Origin of the sequence: Chengkuizengella marina, assembly GCF_009910845.1 — a bacterium.
GTDB lineage: Bacteria > Bacillota > Bacilli > Paenibacillales > KCTC-33759 > Chengkuizengella > Chengkuizengella marina.
In genome coordinates this window covers 1-18,955 of sequence record NZ_SIJB01000008.1, presented here as the reverse complement: position 1 = coordinate 18,955, position 18,955 = coordinate 1, and the positions used below count along the sequence as shown (strand labels likewise).

Sequence of the window (18,955 nt, the reverse complement as noted above, 5' to 3'; positions counted from 1 at the left end):
ATAAGAGAAAAGGGATATTCTATTTTAAAAAAAGAGAAGGTAAATATGAAAAAAATAATACTTATCACAATGATTATCTTATCTGGCTGCAGCAATAACTTTACTGCAGATGACTTACAACAAAATGAATCTATTGATGAACTTACATTAGATGAACATGAGCTTTTTAATGACATTAAAAAAGCAGTCGCTAAAAGAAATTACGTACGATTAAATCAACAACCCTTAGCTTATTCCACATCTGCCGAACTTTTTGCAGTTGGAGATATTATGATGCATTACCCCCAAATCTCTCATGGGTATAATAAAGAAACTGGTCAATATTCTTTCGATTCTTATTTCACAGAAGTAAAAGATTTATTTCTTGAAGGGGAATGGATTATTGGCAATCTTGAAACTCCACTTGCAGGTAAAGAAATGGGTTATTCTGGGTACCCTCAATTTAATGCACCTGAGCAATTAGCAGATGCACTTAAAAATGCTGGATTTAATGTACTTACAACCGCAAACAACCATTCTTTGGATCGACGTGAAAACGGTATTATAAATACACTGAAGTTTTTAAATGAACGAGATATTTATTACACAGGAACTGCCGCTTCAAAAGAGGATGGTCAAACAATGTTAATGATTTCAAAAAATGAAATTAATATGGGGTTTTTGGCTTATACATACGGAACAAACGGAATTCCTATACCAGAAGGAAAAAATTATTTAGTCAACCTAATTGATCCTGAAAAAATGTCTAAAGATATTCAAAAACTAAAAGGTGCTGGAGCAGATGTTGTTACTGTTTCAGTACATTTTGGAACAGAATATACAAGAACTCCAAATGAGAAACAAAAACAAATTGCTGAACATCTAATTAAAGCAGGTGCAGATATTATTTTAGGTAGTCACCCGCATGTTGTTCAACCATATGAAATTTTAGAACTTGAAGGATATGATGGAAATAAGAGAAAAGGCGTCGTTATTTATTCAATGGGAAATTTCATTTCCAATCAAGGTCCTGATCAAGGAACCGCTAAATATACAGATGTTGGAGTGATTTTTAAGGTAGAAATCCAGAAACATTTCCCAGAAAATAAAATAGAATTAACTCACATTCAAACGATTCCAACTTGGGTACATAAATATTATGCTAATAATAAAAGAAACTTTAGGGTATTGCCTATTGAAAAAGTGATTACAACAAAAGAAGACGAGTTCCTCCCAACAAATACTTATCCTTTGCTTGAAACCTATTTTGAGGATATTACTCATCATCTTAATTCAATTAATACAATACCCATTGGCGGGAAAGCCAACTAATAGAAATATTCTTCTTGACCACATTATGTAGAAATTTATGACCGACTCAGTTACCTATTGTTATTCTCTGAAAGTAAATAGAAAACTTAACTTCTTCCATATATAACTTCTAACAGAATGTTCTTAAGAGAATTATTAGTATAAAAAATTCTTTCATGATTTCCTAATATAATAATCAGTACTCCTGTTTCGGGTTCATAATGTACTAAACTAGTGTATCCAAGCATTCTATTTATATTAACCGCTACATTTCCATACAAATAAGTCCCTAACCCATAATTAAATTCATTGATGTTATTCGGTTTATTCTCTATGGAGGTATGTGTGGTAAACATCTTTTGAACTACTTCTTTGGACAGAATTTCATTCGTATTTATAGCTTTATACCACTTTGATAAATCATTTACAGTTGAGTATAAACCAGCGGATGCATCTACACCACCAGTATTATATAATTCCATTTCATCTGCATACCCTTGACCTATCATTGAATATCCAATGGCTTTATCATATTCATCAATCCAGTTATTTCCTAAACCTGAATTCGTCATCTCAAGTGGGTTAAATATATTTTCCTTTATATACTCATGAAATGGCATCCCTGTAACTTGCTCAATAATACGTCCTAATAATATGTAATTTGAAAAGCTGTATTCAAATTCCTCACCAGGTATAAAGTTTAATTCCTCATTTTCAAAAATACCCATAATGACATCCAAGTCTTTTCCTTCATCTGTCGTAGTGTACACCCATTCCGGTATTTGACTAAAATAAGGTTCTTCCATATAATTAACGATTCCTGATGACATCGATAATAAATGTTCAATCGTAACTTCTTCCCAATGTGTATGTTCTGGGAAATACTCTGTAATTGGGTCATCAAGATAAAGATAACCCTCATCCTCTAACATTAAAATCGCAGCAGCAGTAAACTCGGTTGTACCTTTTCCTATTAAGAATTTTGTATCGACTGTATTATCTATTTGCTCCTCATAATCTGCAAATCCTACTCCTTTTGAGAAAATATCCAACTCCCCTACACCAACATAAACTGCACCTGAGAAAGAAAACTCTTCTGTAAATCCATTCACTGCTTTTTCTATTTGTGTTTCAAGCTCTTCTTTATTATTGATTACAAGTGGTTTGAACTCGATTTCATTTTTATCTTGTTTCAATTGATCTGGAACATCACTGTAATCTGTAGTTGATACAGAACATCCACTAACAACAAGAAGAAAACAAAGAAACATAAGAACATAACTTTTTCTCATTATCATTTTCCTTTCTAGTTGATTTGATTATTAACAATTTTAGAAAGAGTGTCTGAAAAACTATCAAACTACCAATATGAATCATTTGAAAAATTCATATAATCATAAGTACGTTTAGAGATTTAGAAAGGTTTCATCTATTTCCCTTTTAGTTTCTCTCTTTCATATATTTTGATCTTGTACATAATAAATAAAGGAACATACACCTGATTTTACCTATTCAAAATGAGATCAAAAGGTTTGATTCGGATAGCGCAAACCCTGAATTAATGCTATCAACTTCGTTTACGATCACAAGGGGATTTACATAAAAGATTACAATTGGATATGGTATGACAGTTATGAGGAGTTAGATGCAAATTTAAGTGTTTACAATGAAGGTATGAGGTGAAGAATTCCTTGGTATTTTTAAAAATGAAAATAATGGTTATTTTTATTTAGATAAAAACATTAAAACCCCAACTAAAAAAGTTGGGGCTTTAAATATAGTATTATTGCTATTTATTGTTTTTGCATTTTAGTTTTCTATAAGACTAGCTCCAAAAGCATAAACGGACTCGGTTGTTTCATTATATCCTCCAGGCCAAATAACTGCAGTTACTTTATCACTTTTCTCTGTGAATTCCTTCGACACCTCGAAATATTGCCAATCTGTAGTAACATCAACTTTAACTCCATTAGACTGGCTATAATCTGCGTTTTGAACTTTTATTGTGGTTTTATGCGGTTCATCAGCTCTCAACCAAATGCCGAAAGTAAAGGTCTTACCTTGTGGGTTCAAAGAAACATTTTGATAGACAGATGTATTTATATTATTAGGTGTAAGTTCTTGAAATGGATAACTTCCTTCTGAAGTTGAGACAACACCATCTATATCCTGAATCTCTACCCCTCCATTATACCAGTTAAAAGTAGAGAAATCGTTTGGTGATTCTAACAATTGTAAATCATCTGGCACATTTAAGACATCTACCCCTTTATTTTCATACTGATCATCCTCACTGTCTGTTTCATTCCTTGGTGTTTCATATACCTTTAATGAAGATGTGGAATTATCCCCTATATTGTTGTCTATTAGAAATCGATCATGACTAGTGAAGGTGCTTTTCCTTCCTTCATAATTATTATGCTGATACAGCTCAACCGTTACATCTCCTATTAATACAATCGCTGATAATTTATCATTAGGAAATGGAAGGTCATCATCAATATTATTGTAATTTCCTATCCCTGCTTTAGCATTTGTTTTTCTCCAGTTATCATTCGTAAATAAATGGACACCTTTTCCTTTTAATATTTTCATAGAAGAAGCTGTGTTATTGCCTACTAAGTAATCTGACAAGTCATTTGTTCCTTCTTTAAAGGCACTCACTGAGTTTTGTTCTTGATACGTACATCCTGGATAACAAACATCATATCCTTCTGTAAAATCTTTAAGATCATATAAAATGGCTGCATAATCCCCAACTATTTTTAGAGAGGACAATTCATTATTAGGGAAATTCACATCAGTCATTTGATTATATTTAGTATATGAGCTGCTAGTCTCCACACGATTATAACCGCCTTTATAATTTTTGCCTCTAAATAAATACACTCCATCTTTCTTTTCTCTTACTTTTAAAGATGAAACTTTGTCATTACCGATGTCTTTATCCCCAAGATTACTAACATCGGAAAAAAATGTTTGATTCGTATTGTCATCTAAATCATTATTCAACCCAGTATCTCTATAAAGATGTGTTAAGTAATCTCCAATCATCATTACTGAAGACAATACATTATCACTTATGCCTACATCTGTTATATTGTTGTAATTTCCATGTCCAACTCTGACACAATTTCCTTTGTAATCCTTTTTGGTAAACAAGTATACGCCTTCATCAAATGTTACTGTTTTATTAACTGAATTTGAAGGTTGTGATTCAAGAGACTCGCCGTTATATAAAACCTCTTTAACTACAAAGAATTTATTGCTAGAACCTATTGACAATCTATCTCTCAATTCAGGATTTAAGTTAAATTTGACACCATCTCCTTCAAATTTTCCAATGAAATAAGTTGATCCATTTGAAGGGTTTTCATGCCACAACTGATAATAAACTCTCTCCCCAAATGCAGCCCCATCATCCTCCCAAGAGAAAGTAAAAGAGCAAGAATCAATAACGGGATCATTTAAAGACACTTTATTTATAGGTAAAATCACACTTACCTCATCACTTAAACTTGAAACTAAATCTATTTTATTGTGTTGTATTGTATTACTCCCATATGTTTGATCAATTTCAATATAAGAAGCAACTTGATATTCACTTCTCGTGTTTGGTTTAATCCCATAATCTTTCCAACTTGTTTCATTTCTTTCAGAAATTCTCGTTAACACTTCCCCATCTTTAAGGATATAGTAACCAGAAACTCGGTCGTCATCTACTTCATTCCAAGCTATTTCTACAGACCCATCGTTAGTTAAAGCGGTTACAGTAACTCCTACAGGTATTTCAATTGGTTCTGCATGGTCCGATCCAAATGATTCTTCTAACTGCTCTTCTACATACTCCTGTGGTACAACGGAAACTTCTTCATTTCGACCATAAACAAAGTTATCAAAAGTAATGTTTTCTACATAACTTTTTTTCTTTAGAACAAGACCTAACCAATTGATGTCATTCAAAAAGACATCATCAAGTTCATGAAAGGTGTTTGAAGTAGAATAGTTCATTTTCAAACGCGATTCTAACTGATATACACCCCAATTATATTCACTGTAAAGGTGAGGGATATTTCTCCCGAAGGTAGCACTTCTAGTTTGGGAGTCTTCTGTGGTAATATTTCTGCTCCAACCTGTTGAGGTTGATTCAGATTGGGAAATTTCAAATGTAAAAGACCTAGATGCAGACAATCCATGTAATTCAAACCCAAGGGTAGTTGTATTTGAGCCTTTAAATCCTGTAGTTAAACTTACATCCTGCTGCTGTCCTTCAGATAAACCAAATCTTACATTATAGGAAAATGTATCTTGTGCCGACGTACGGCTTCCTGCATTTTTTACTAACCACTCTTCAACGTCCACTGTTACTCCTCTAGCAAAATATGAATCTTTATTCATCATTAATGTGATATTGGTAACACCTGAAACAAATTCATCGACAATAGTATCCGGTGTTGTTCGATAAATACCAATAAACGTATCTAGGTTAGGATCCCATTCATCAAACTTGTCATTTAGTTTACTAAGAGACTCACCAGCCAGTTGACTTTCGTAATAGTCTCTATTATCTATCGTTAAAAGCACTGGCACGAAATCTTCTGGATCTAAACCTTTATATATTGTTCTATTGTCATATGTATCATCTGGCAAATGAGAATTCGTATTTGATGGAAAGTGAAGTTCTGGAATGATTCCACTCCAGGTACTTCCCGTTACTAATGTACTTTTTAATTGGGTATTCCCCATAGAAGGAAAAATCATCGTAAAAAACATAACAAAAACTAGTAAACTATTAAACCATCTTTTTCTCATTTTCATAGTCTCACTCCTATTATATTCATATGAAATCACTTACAATTGTGAATATTCTGACTGAATTAGAAGTAATCTATCCTGTTCCACATTAACTACAATGAAAACAATTGCAAAGCCTCTATATAAATCGTTTAATTCCCTCCTCTCTATGAAAAAATATATATGTAAAGAGATTATTGTAAAATAATATAAAGATAAATAAAATCTATACTCTTCATTTCTTAATATTGATCTAAATTTTAACAACTAAATAAACAATTACCTTTGTATTTGAAAGATCTTATTTTACAAGAATATTCAGAATATTATTTACATAAACAATCTCTTACGTTAGTTATAATTAACTATATATTGTTCTAATATTACAGTAACTTGGAAAATAATACAACAAAAAGATCACCAATTGGTGATCTTTTGTCCTGATTCATCTTATTCCATTTTACTTTTATTTTTATTACAACTTGGATATTTTCACAACTTCTGAAATCTGTTCTTCTTTTGTCATAGTTATAAGCTGCTTACCTGTAGATTTACGTTCTTGAATCGGTGCTGCTTGTGTTGTAAATTGTTGGATTTGACCATTGTTGAGGATGGCAGTTAAATTCTCTGGCTCTTTAATCAGACAGGCATACATTAATTGATACCCATTGGATCTGACTCTTTTACCAGTTTTAAATTCAAAACTGACAACTCCTTTACCTCCACGTCCTTGCAGCATATAATCGGAAACCAATGTACTTTTTCCATATCCTCGCTCTGATATAACGAATATTTCACCTGAATCATTATCTTTAATCCATGCTGCTGCAATGACTTCATCAAGGTCTTTTAGCTGGATTCCTTTTACACCTGCAGATACTCTACCCATGGATTTCACTTCATTTTCTCTGAAGCGAATGGTCATTCCAAGTTTAGTAACTAACAATAAATCGCCCATTTCATCACTTAATTGTACATCGATGATTTGATCATGAGGATTTAATTTACACGCAACGATTCCAATCGATCGTTTCGTGGCATAATCTTTCAATAAACTCCGCTTGACCTGTCCATTTTTAGTTATGAATACAAGGGATTTGCCTTCTTCCTCAAAATCTTTGACAGGGATTATATTTACAATTGGATCCTCTTTATCAATTGGAATCACATTTACGATTGCGGTACCATTATCCTTCCATTTATATTCCGGAATTTGATGAACAGGCAGCATGTAATATTGACCACTCTTTGTAAAGATAAGCAGATTCTCAATTGTATTCACTTCCATTATAAAACGAACCATATCCCCTTCTTTTAGTCCTGTGCTTTCTAATTCACCACCAGAACGTGTAAAAGATAATAAGCTGCTCCGTTTAATATACCCTTCCTTAGATACAGTCACAAGAACATCCTCTGGATTAACCATGACCTCAAGATTAACTTCTAATTTTTCAACTTCCTCTTGTATATTGGATCTACGGTGGATAGCGTACACTTTAGAGATTTCAGTCAATTCTTTTTTAATTACATTCATTAATTTCTTTGGACTGTCTAATATGGCTCTTAATTTTGCAATCATTTTATTTACTTCCACTAATTCTTTTTCTAAAGAGGAAATCTCTAAATTAGTTAAACGATAAAGTTGCAACGTCAAAATCGCATCCGCTTGTTTTTCTGTAAAAGTAAATTTAGCAACTAAATTCTGCTGAGCGTCCTGACGGTTTTTAGAGGCTTTAATGGTTTCAATAACATCATCTAGAATATTTAATGCTTTGACAAGTCCTTCAAGAACATGGGCTTTGTCTTGTGCTTTATTCAAATCATATTGAGACCGAAAAGTCACGACCTCTTTTTGATGTTCGATATAGGCTTCAAGTATTCGTTTTAATCCTAACTGTTTCGGGGCTTTATTTACAATAGCAACCATATTAAAATTATAATTGATTTGTAAATCTGTCTTTTTAAGCAGATAAGCTAAAATTCCTTCTGCATTAGCCTCTTTCTTCAATTCAACAACAATTCTCAGGCCATCACGTCCACTTTCATCACGAACCTCAGCAATTCCCTCTACTTTTTTCTCTAAACGGATATTCTCCATAGCTGTTACTAGGCGAGATTTTACAACTTGATATGGGATTTCAGAAATGACAATTTGTTGTTTGCCACCTTTTAAGTTTTCTATGCTTGTTTTCGCTCGTAAAAATATTTTCCCTTTACCAGTAGTGTAGGCTTCCTTAAGACCCTTTTCTCCCATGATGATGCCGCCTGTAGGGAAGTCTGGTCCTTTTATTTTTTTCATTAAATCTTCAAGTGTTAATTGAGGATTATCCATTAAGTCAATACATGCTTCTATCACTTCACCTAAATTATGGGGCGGGATTTCAGTAGCAAAACCAGAAGAAATACCGCTTACTCCGTTAACTAACAAGTTAGGAAAACGAGAAGGCAGTACTACAGGTTCTTTCATTGTATTATCAAAATTATCTTTGAAAAGTACGGTATCCTTTTCAATATCTCTTAAAAGTTCGGACGCAATAGAAGATAAACGTGCTTCGGTATAACGCATAGCTGCTGGTGGATCATCATCCATTGAACCCCAGTTCCCATGTCCATCAATTAAAACATGGCCCATTTTCCAAAATTGCGCCATACGCACCATACCATCGTAAATTGAAGAATCACCATGTGGATGATAATTCCCCATCACGTCCCCAACTGTTTTTGCTGATTTGCGGTACGGCTTGTCCGAATGATTACCTGCTTCAGACATTGCATAAAGAATACGTCTTTGTACCGGTTTTAAGCCATCCCGAACGTCTGGGATGGCACGATCTTGAATGATATATTTTGAATATCTACCAAACCTGTCTCCTACCACTTCTTCAAGAAAAGCGGGTAAAAACTGTTCAACTTGGCTCATGTTATCCCCTCTATTCATCAAACTTAGTAAAGTCTACATTTTCAATAATCCATCTTTTTCTGGGGTCAACTTTATCGCCCATTAAAGTGGATACTCTTTTTTCTGCCATGGCAGCATCTTCAATTTGCACCTGTAACAAGGTTCTTAGGGATGGGTCCATTGTAGTTTCCCATAGTTGGTCTGGATTCATTTCACCTAAACCTTTATATCTTTGCAGTTCAACATTTTTCCCAAATTCCTTTAATATGTCTTGTAACTGTTCCTCAGAAAAAGCATATTTCATAGCTGTTTTTCTTCCTTTTTTGGTCACTTTAAATAAAGGCGGTTGTGCAATATATACTTTCCCTGCATCTACAAGAGGTTTCATATAACGATAAAAAAACGTAAGAAGCAAGACTTGAATATGTGCTCCGTCCGTATCTGCATCCGTCATAATAATAATTTTATTATAGTTGCTTTCTTCTAATTCGAAGTCAGGTCCAACTCCTGCTCCAATAGCAGCAATGATAGCTCGATATTCTTCATTTTTTAATATATCCACAAGTTTTGCCTTTTCTGGGTTCATCGGTTTCCCCTTTAAAGGTAAAATGGCCTGGTGTTTTGAATCTCTGCCTTGTTTAGCAGACCCTCCTGCAGAATCTCCCTCAACGATGAAAATCTCGTTGCGTGAGTAATCTTTAGATTGTGCTGGTGTTAATTTTCCACCTAGATTTGAGCTTTGACTTTTTCCTTTTTTTCCAGATCGAACTTCTTCCCTAGCTTTTCTAGCTGCAGCTCTAGCCTTAGCTGCTTGAACTGATTTTTTGATCAGCAATTGCGAAACCTTAGGGTTCTCTTCTAGAAAAACAGCCATATTTTCTGTTACAACAGCATCTGTTGCACTTCTAGCTGAACTACTTCCTAATTGATCCTTCGTTTGACCTACAAATTCTACATCACCCATTTTAATGTTGATAACAACCATTAAACCTTCTCGTAAATCAGAACCCTCCAGGTTTTTATCCTTTTCTTTTAACAAACCAGATTTTCGAGCATACTCATTCATGATTCTTGTATATGCCGTTTTAAAACCTGTCTCATGTGTTCCTCCACCACGAGTAGGTATTGAATTTACATAAGATGCAATCGTTTCAGTAAAACCGTCATTGTATTGAATAGCAATCTCAACTTCAATATCATCCTTCTCTCCATAAAAATGAATGACATCATGTAAGACAGATTTATTTTCATTTAAATATTCAACAAATTGCTTCGCTCCGCCGCTATAATCAAAAGTCACTTCTTCGTTTGTTCGTTCATCTTTTAGATTAATTTTTAAACCGGAATTTAAAAAGGCAATTTCCTGCAAACGTTCAGCTAATGTATCATATTGAATATGAATTCCATTTTTAAATACTTTATGATCTGGCTTAAACGTAACCTTTGTACCTGTTCTGCGTGTATTCCCAATCACTTCTAATTGTGTGACAGGCTCACCAACGTGTTCTTTTCCATCTTTATCTATCCAATATTCATATCGTTGTTTATGTATTTTTCCATCTCGATAAATTTCAACTTCCAACCATTCAGATAGTGCATTTGTAACGGATGCACCTACTCCATGAAGTCCACCTGATTTTTTATATCCCGCTCCTCCAAACTTTCCACCTGCATGTAAAATGGTAAATACGACTTGAGGAGTTGGAATGCCTGTTTTGTGCATATCTGTAGGAATACCACGTCCATGATCAAAAACTGTAACAGATTCGTCTTTATGTATAGTAATATCTATTTGATCACAAAATTTAGCAAGGTGTTCGTCAACTGCGTTATCGACGATCTCCCATACCAAGTGATGTAGTCCTGAATTGCCTGTATTTCCTATGTACATTCCCGGTCTTTTACGAACGGCAACTAATCCTTCTAATACTTGTATATCATCCGCACCATATTGAGTTTGTTGTTTTTCTTTTGGCTCCGAAAATAAATCAATCTGTTCCAAAGTATGTCGCCTCCTTGCCAATGACTTCAAACGATATTTAGCATTATACCATGAATTTAAATATTTTGTTGAGTTTAGAAATCAAGATTATTAACCAGGCTACCTTATTTCATTGTTTTATATTCCCAAGTTCTGTTGAAATTAATGATCCCAGTTATTAATTTAATATATCTCGTTTCGTAAAGACAATAAAAGAAATGACAATTGAAATCATGGCCCATACGCTTAAATTTAAAAGAGAAAAGGAAAGAGTAAGGCCTTGAATAGGTGGTACTGCACCTGATAAGTATGAAACAGTCTGTAAATTTACCATAAAGAAGTATTTCGCACTTTCCCATGAAGAAACCATATTCGTTAAAATCGTTCCCGCAATCAATGTAGCTAACATGATACCCATTCCTGCAGCGATACTTCTAACTAATACGGATACCATCATAGCTAAGCAAGCTACAACCAAAGATGAAAACCATGCTAATCCTAATTCCATGACAAGAAATTGCCACTGAGGGATAATGTTAATATTGTTTATATTCAGTTCTGATCCAATCACTTGAAATCCGGTTAAAACAGGCTGCATCCAACCATTGAAACCAAACACAAGACCTGAGATGAGATAACTCATGGCAGCTAACAATAGAACAGTAATGGATACGTAAATGGTTAAAGCTATGTATTTACTTAATAACACCTTCCATCTTTTGATAGGTCTCGTTAATAGCAGCTTTATCGTACCTGCTGAATGCTCACCTGCAACTAAATCTGCCGCTATAACAAGTACCAATAGGGGTAAAAACAAACCGACAGAATTTGCAACAAACTGATTCGTAAATGTCACTCCATTTGGAGATTTTGGATCTATATTTTGATCCAAATGAAGTTGTAATCGTTGAATTTCAACGATATACCAACGTTTCCATTCTTCTTGCATCCTTGGGCTGCTAACACGATTTTCATAATCTTGAATTTGTTGTTGAACAACAATTCGCCAGTCCTCTGTCCCCATTTGTTTCTGCACATTTAAAGCAACACGTAATTGAGCATAAGTAAAAATTGGGATGAGTACAGCTAAAATAAGCACGATGACAAAAAATCTTTTTTTCTTCCATATTTTCAATACTTCGTTACGAACTAATGGGTAAATATTAGTCAATTTTCTCCCCCTCCGTTAATGTTAAAAACATATCTTCTAAGGATGGTTTTTTTATTTCAATAGATGTTACTTGTATACCTGACTTCACCATCTGTTCGTTTACTTTAGAGACTTCATCTGGATTCATCTGCGTTGCAACGGTTTGTGAAGCTGGAGAACAATCTATTTCCATATCGTTAAGTTGTATTAGTTCAATGGATTGAAATGATTGAAGTACCTCTTTTCCTTGTTCAACAGGAGATATTCCCCATAATACTGTACTTGTGGATTGCTCAAGAAGTTCATCCACATTTCCTACCGAAATCACTTCTCCCTTTCTAATAATCGCTACTCGATCACACATCAGTTGAATTTCACTTAATAAATGACTTGATATGAAAAGACTCAACCCTTCTTTAGCCAAATTTCGAATAAAAATTCGAAGTTCTTTAATTCCTTGAGGATCTAGTCCATTTGTAGGTTCATCTAATATAAGAAGTCTTGGTTTACCTAGTAAAGCTTGAGCTATACCTAATCTTTGCCTCATGCCAAGTGAATATGTTTTTACTTTGTCATGAATACGTTGATCCATACCAACAATTTCAACTACTTCTTGAATTCTTTGCTTTGATATATTTGGCAGCATAGCCGCGAAATGCTCAAGATTTTCCCATCCTGTTAAATAGGAATACAACTCTGGATTCTCAACAATGCAACCTACATTTTTCAAAGCTTCATCGTGTTCAGTTTGTACATTTTTTCCACATACATATATTGATCCTTCAGTAGGACGAATTAAATCTACTAACATTCTAATTGTTGTTGTTTTTCCTGAACCATTGGGTCCTAAAAATCCAAATATTTGACCTTCATAAATATCAAATGAAATATCTTTAATAATCCACTTATTGCTTATTTTTTTCTTCAAATGTTTTACAGATAATACGAGGACTTCTCCCTTTGTTCCCATAAATTCAACCTCCAGTTTAAGGGTATCTCAAAACGTAATTGTTGCTAGAACTATAAATATATTAGTTTAGATGTTATTGAAGAGCTTTAACAATTCTTTCTCCTATCCTTTTATAACCTTCTTCGTTTGGATGATAAACATCTGAAGATAAATAGTTTTTAGTGTTTTTATAAAATAAATCAAAGGTAGGAATAAACAATGCTTGTTTATATTTCGTAGTGATTTTAAATACTTCATTGTTCCATTCCTGGACAAATAAAGATATTTCACCATCCTTGTCAATCTCTGTAAAAGGATTATATAATCCTACATAAATAATATCTGCTTCTGGGTTTAAAGATTGAAGTTCTGCAAATATCTTATCTAAGTTTTCAAGAGCATTAGTCATATATTCACGCGAAGTTTCTATAATAATTTCTTCTCCAGGTGAAAACATATCATTCCCACCAATTGTCATTAAGATTAAATTGGCTTGTTTGATAGACGTCCGTGTTCCATTTTGTGTAGAAATAAAATCTAACAATTGAGATGTTGTATAACCATCAACTGCAAAAGTATGAAGAAAGACCGGTTTTTCCTCATTTTTTTCTAAAAGATTTTTTACTACTCCCACATATCCATTCTCACTTCTATCCCCAGTACCTTCTGTTAGTGAGTCACCTAAAGATAAAATTACAATGTCATCATCAGATGGAGCTATATCTTCTATCCTCTCCTCATCAGGTGTTGTTAAGTTTGATCCATCTGGATACACCACCGTTTGAATTGCATTCACAAATCCATAAATAAAAATTGAGGTTGTTAATAAAGCCACTATTAAAATAACAGACCATAATAAACGTGACGATCTCAAAGTTCATCCTCCTTAAATCAATGTAAAAACGTAAGTAAGTATGTTATTTTATCTTACTAATTCTTTATTCCATTTGCAAATGAATGACCCTGCCACGTATGTTAATAATTCTTTAAGATCCGAACCAATAAAAAACTCTTTACCTGCTCAAACACCCATTTTTTATTAGAAAAAGACCTTTTTGATCGTTCTGAATATAATAAATTAATAATTAAGAGGAGGGTCCAGTATGATTATTCATGTACCAGGAGATGAACCTTCAATTACAGATGCTATCAATGCAGCAAAAGAAGGTGATACCATTTTTATTGCCGCTGGTTTTTTTAACGAAGCAGTGATTATCGGCGTGGGCAAAAATAAAATTCGGATCATTGGGGCTGGGATAGGGAAAACCATCCTAGATGGTACAAATCTTGGATCAAACCTGGATGGATTTAATATTCAAGCCTCTAACTTCATTACGATCGAAAACATAACAATTCAAAATTTCAGTCGATTTGGTGTTTTTATTCAGCAAAATGAGAATATTCTAAACCAGCTTAAAATTACAAAAAATCAACGTGATGGAGTGTGTATAGAAAACGGTGCTTACCACAATGTTGTTCTGCAATGTGAATCCATAGAAAATGAAAGAGATGGGATACTTGTCCTTGGAAATCATAACTTTATCATGAAAAGTACATTAAGCAGTAACAAAGACTGTGGAGTAAATATTCAAGGTAAACATAATCTGGCATTAAACAATAATTCAACTGGCAATCGCTTTGATGGTTTTTTATCAGATAATGAATGTAACGCATTTATATATAATACATCTTCAAAGAATGGGGAAGATGGATTCGATTCTGAAAAAAATCTCAATTTTTTATTTTGGAATAAATCAATTCAAAATGAGGATGATGGAATTGAAGTTGACTCAAATTCATTATTGTTAGGAAATGAATGTAAATATAATAAAAAAAATGGGATCGAAGTTTTTTCTTCAAAAGAAAAAGAAACTAAAAGCCGCATGCTTCATAATATATTAACCAACAACAATTACCATGGGATTAGCCTTGAGGGGAATGGAAATTTAGTTGATAAAAATACAGTTAGCAATAATGATGGAGCTGGTATTAACATTATAAATGATGGTAATGCTATTCGCTCTAATCAAATGAACCAAAACAAAATAAATATAAATAACAAGGGAAAGAGAAACAAAATTGATTAATCATTAATATAAATATTGGAGAATTTAAGTATCTGGCTTATTCAGCATACTAATCTTCATTTCAATTTCTTCAACATTTAACTTCATCTCTAATGCAGAAGTTAATCCTTCCACATGTTCTTGAACATCCGTAGTATGTTTTTTCACCAAATGTTTAATCCAGTTTTTCATCTCTTCTATTACTTGTTGAATTAACAAATCTTCGTGTTCTCCTATATATGATTCAACCACTGGATTCATTTTCTTTTCCAATTCTAACTTAAGTCTATCTTTTCCTTGCTCTTCAAAAAAAGCTTTAGGATTTTTAAATTGTTTCATCAACCAAGTGAAGTCAATCTCTGCATGATTCAAAGACTCCTTAATGGACGGAGCTTTAAAATTCTGAAAAGAAAGGGGTTCTGTTTCATACTGAGACAGCTTTGAAACTACTTGTTGAAGTATTTGCTTATTGATTTCTTTAAGCTGATGATTCATTGTATTTTCTATTCTAAGCGTCGTGGCCAAGACCTCTTGAGAGCAATTCATAGACAATAACCGATTTAACTCATTCCAAGCTGAAGCTAATGCTTGTTTTACATCCATTTTACGAGTCAATTGAAAATCGGATGGATGAAAGGATAAATTATATAATTCACCAAAACGATACGTTACTCGTTGTTTTACATAATATAAAAGCTCTTTTATTTCTTTTATTAGTAAGTTTACTTCAGATTCAGAAAGTTCAAAATGATGCAACCAATCATTTAATTCAATAAAAGAATCTCCTAATTGCTTAACTTTTTTTTGCTTGATTTCTGCTTCTTCAAGTGCATTATTTCTCCATTGTTCTAATATGTTTTTGGCTCTATTTATTTCACTATTCGCAGCTTGGATGATCATTTCGGTTAATTCTTCATTTGTAAACTTAATAAAATCTAATTCGAACGTCTCGATACCTGAATGAACCATTATTTGTTCATCACCTGATTGTTTACCTTCTAAAGCATTCAAACTAGATACTGGATAAATTCTTGGATTTCGAATTTCATGCTGAGCTAAATTAAGAATCATGTGTTCTGTTACATCCTTAAGTTCTTGATCCGATGATGCCAAGTCAGCTGCATTTAGAATAAAGAACATTTTGTCTAGTTCAAATTGATCCTTTACTCTCCCTAATTGAAGCAAAAACTCACGATCTGCTCTAGAAAATGCATGATTATAGTATGTTACAAAAAGAATAACATCCGCATTTTTAATATAGTCAAATGCAACACCAGTATGTCTGGCATTTATCGAATCAGCCCCAGGTGTATCTACAAGAATCATACCTGAATTTGTAAATGGACAAGCGTAATATAATTCAATATGTTCAACATAACACGACTTATTCTCATCAGCTGCATAACTTTGAAAAATTTCTAAATCCACTTTCATTTCTAGGCCTAAGTTTGATTGCATTTCATTCCATCCATGTGCAGCAGCCTTTAAAAAAACATAATGTGGTTTTGCCTTGGGATGAATTAAACTTGCTTTTAATTTTAATATTTGTTGAAATGATTGATCTAATGTCATCTTTTGAAGCCCTAATTGATCCACGGCATATTCAACTTCGTCTTTGAAAGCTTCTAGCGATTTCAACTTCACTTTAGCAAAACCATGCAACCAATCATGATCTGGCGGCATAATTTTGATTACAGTAGCTGTTGTAGGATTAGGTGAAACAGGAAGTAATCTTTCACCTAATAAGGCATTTGCGAAAGAAGATTTTCCAGCACTAAAAGCACCAAATAATGAAATTGTAAATTTTCGATTATTTAAACGATCAGATTTTTCTAGTAATGACTTACTTAATGAATTCATTGCAGGGAAATCATTTATCACTTCATAGGTTGTATTTATTTTTTTAACTGTATTTTTTATTTTTTCTTTGTAGTCCTTTTTAGAGAAATTTGAGATAAGATTTTTTTGATTGCTAGAACTAGATAAAACAATTTCATTTGATTCAAGTATCTTTTTTTCTAAAACCTTATCAATCTTTTTTGTAACATTCGAAGAAAATGTTGAAGTATAATCTTTTAAATTAGGCAAACATATATCTTGCTTCACCCAATGAAATAGAGAAAATAATTGCTGCTCATAGTCCACTTCTTCTTTGTTAATCTCTTGCAATCGTTTGTAATTCACCAATTCATGTTCAATTTGATTCATTTCATGTTTTACTTGTTTTAACTTTTTATGATATGTTTGTTTAGCTATATCAACTAAATGATGTACAACTTCCATAGTTTTTTTACGATAAATTGTTTTCATTTCCTGAGAAATATGTTTGGAATAATTTAATGTATATTCATTTGAAAATGCGGCCCCGGTATTCACCTGCTTTACTAACCAATCTGGTGATATTTTTATATCCATCGCTTCGATTTTTTCCATAACTTTTAATTTTGTCTGATCATTTGAACCATTCATATTTAGATATTTACGTAATAAATCCTTCACATGCCAAGTGATATGAGCTTGTACCTTCTCTGAAAAATCTTCAAAAAAGTGATGTAACCTTCTTTCCTGTTCTGCCTGGATTTTCCCTCTAGTAGAAAAGAAACCTAATTTAAACCCAGGTTGTAGACTTTGTAAATAATCATGGGCTAAATCTCTTGTTCCAGCTGGAATGATGTTTGCATTTTGTAAAATATCATTAAGCTCACGTTTTAATCGTTCTAAATATGTGTTAGAAGATTGCTCAATTTCTTTTCTTTGATTTGTAAGACTGGACAGTTTCTCCAAGAGAATATCACTGTTTACATTCTCGTCTTCTGACAGCTGTTGTCTTTTAAATTGATTCTGTTCTTTATACTCTTTTATGTGTTCTTTCAAAAGAAACTGCATTGATTTTTCCACATTAGAAATAATCAAGTCATCACGTATCTCCGTTAATCTATTTAAATACCACTTAAGTTGTTCAAATTCATTTAATGGAAAATCATCATGTTTCACAGAAATAAAAAATGATGCTTCAGGATGAATATCCCAATCAGAAAAGGCTTGATTTACACTTTGTTTAAAGTCAGAAAAAGATAATTCTTGGTGCTGGTGTTTGTCAATTTGATTTACAATAAAAACAAATTTCTTCCCTTGCTCTTGTAATCTTTTAGCAAAAGCAAAATTAATCTCAGATTGGACATGATTATAATCCATTACATAAAAAACAATGTCTGCTAAGTGTAATGCCGACTCTGTAGATAATAAATGGGCTTTATCAGTAGAATCAATTCCCGGTGTGTCTAGTAAGTAAACATGATCTTCAAGCATAGGGATTGGATACTGAATTTCAACTGATTCAATTTCTGTACCATTTTTACTAAATTCCTGTAATTGGTCCAACTGTATGTTTTGAAAACTCTGCTTCGTTTTTTGTTCATTTCTATATTTAATTTTAACTTTAGGATCACCATTTGATATAGCAACTAAATTTGCACTCGTTGGAATGGGGCTAGATGGTAAAATTTCATGCCCACTTAACTTGTTTATTAAACTAGATTTTCCAGCGGAAAAATGACCACAAAAAGTGAGATATAGATCTTTTGCTTCTAGTTTTTGAACTAAATGAAGTAATTTATTCGCAGACTCCTGCTCAACAGATGGTTTCATCATACTTCTTAACTTCTGTATATTTTCAACATATTTATAAATGGTTTTTTCTACTGTTTTCAAAGTTTCTTTCTCCTTTAATGACTTGCAAACCTTTTATTGAATAAGGCTTACACTCTTCAGTGATTCCTAAGAAATTTAATGTTTAGAATAAACCTCATGTTTAATAAAAACTCGC

The 18,955-nt window shown here is 32.9% G+C and carries 10 protein-coding genes; 2 read left to right on the top strand and 8 right to left on the bottom strand.

The window, feature by feature from the left end; translation table 11 throughout:
• The first annotated feature begins 45 nt into the window (after window positions 1-45).
• A complete protein-coding gene (locus tag ERL59_RS03640) occupies window positions 46-1,311 on the top strand; it encodes a CapA family protein (protein ID WP_201763470.1) in 1,266 nt (421 codons plus the stop codon).
• 86 nt (window positions 1,312-1,397) lie between these two features.
• Here ERL59_RS03640 and ERL59_RS03635 read toward each other — a convergent pair whose 3' ends face one another.
• The 7 genes from ERL59_RS03635 to ERL59_RS03605 form a co-directional block, all read right to left on the bottom strand.
• Complete coding sequence (locus tag ERL59_RS03635) at window positions 1,398-2,582, bottom strand: serine hydrolase domain-containing protein (protein ID WP_160644620.1); 1,185 nt, start codon at window positions 2,580-2,582, stop codon at window positions 1,398-1,400.
• Between the two features lie 517 nt (window positions 2,583-3,099).
• Window positions 3,100-6,108 (bottom strand): hypothetical protein, encoded by a 3,009-nt coding sequence (locus ERL59_RS03630; RefSeq protein ID WP_160644618.1) that lies wholly within the window; start codon window positions 6,106-6,108, stop codon window positions 3,100-3,102.
• 451 nt (window positions 6,109-6,559) lie between these two features.
• Window positions 6,560-9,004: a DNA gyrase subunit A gene (gene gyrA, locus ERL59_RS03625; RefSeq protein WP_160644616.1), complete on the bottom strand. Its 2,445-nt coding sequence runs from the start codon at window positions 9,002-9,004 to the stop codon at window positions 6,560-6,562.
• 10 nt (window positions 9,005-9,014) lie between these two features.
• Window positions 9,015-10,985 carry a DNA topoisomerase IV subunit B gene (gene parE / locus ERL59_RS03620; RefSeq protein ID WP_160644614.1) on the bottom strand — a complete coding sequence of 657 codons (1,971 nt, stop codon included), beginning with the start codon at window positions 10,983-10,985 and terminating at the stop codon, window positions 9,015-9,017.
• A gap of 157 nt (window positions 10,986-11,142) precedes the next feature.
• Window positions 11,143-12,135, bottom strand: a complete 993-nt coding sequence (locus ERL59_RS03615) for an ABC transporter permease (RefSeq protein ID WP_160644612.1) — start codon at window positions 12,133-12,135, stop codon at window positions 11,143-11,145.
• The gene (locus ERL59_RS03610; RefSeq protein WP_160644610.1) at window positions 12,128-13,084 is read right to left on the bottom strand and encodes an ABC transporter ATP-binding protein; all 957 of its coding nucleotides are present in this window, start codon (window positions 13,082-13,084) and stop codon (window positions 12,128-12,130) included. The genes ERL59_RS03615 and ERL59_RS03610 overlap by 8 nt, the downstream gene beginning before the upstream one ends.
• A 73-nt stretch (window positions 13,085-13,157) precedes the next feature.
• Window positions 13,158-13,937: a GDSL-type esterase/lipase family protein gene (locus ERL59_RS03605; RefSeq protein WP_160644608.1), complete on the bottom strand. Its 780-nt coding sequence runs from the start codon at window positions 13,935-13,937 to the stop codon at window positions 13,158-13,160.
• A 229-nt stretch (window positions 13,938-14,166) separates the two neighbouring features.
• On the opposite strand from ERL59_RS03605, the gene ERL59_RS03600 reads away from it, so the two are divergent.
• Entirely contained in the window at window positions 14,167-15,150 is a 984-nt protein-coding gene (locus ERL59_RS03600; RefSeq protein ID WP_160644606.1) for a right-handed parallel beta-helix repeat-containing protein, read from the top strand.
• 24 nt (window positions 15,151-15,174) lie between these two features.
• Here the strand turns inward: ERL59_RS03600 and ERL59_RS03595 are convergent, their stop codons facing one another.
• Window positions 15,175-18,840: a dynamin family protein gene (locus ERL59_RS03595; protein WP_160644604.1), complete on the bottom strand. Its 3,666-nt coding sequence runs from the start codon at window positions 18,838-18,840 to the stop codon at window positions 15,175-15,177.
• Window positions 18,841-18,955 lie beyond the last annotated feature (115 nt).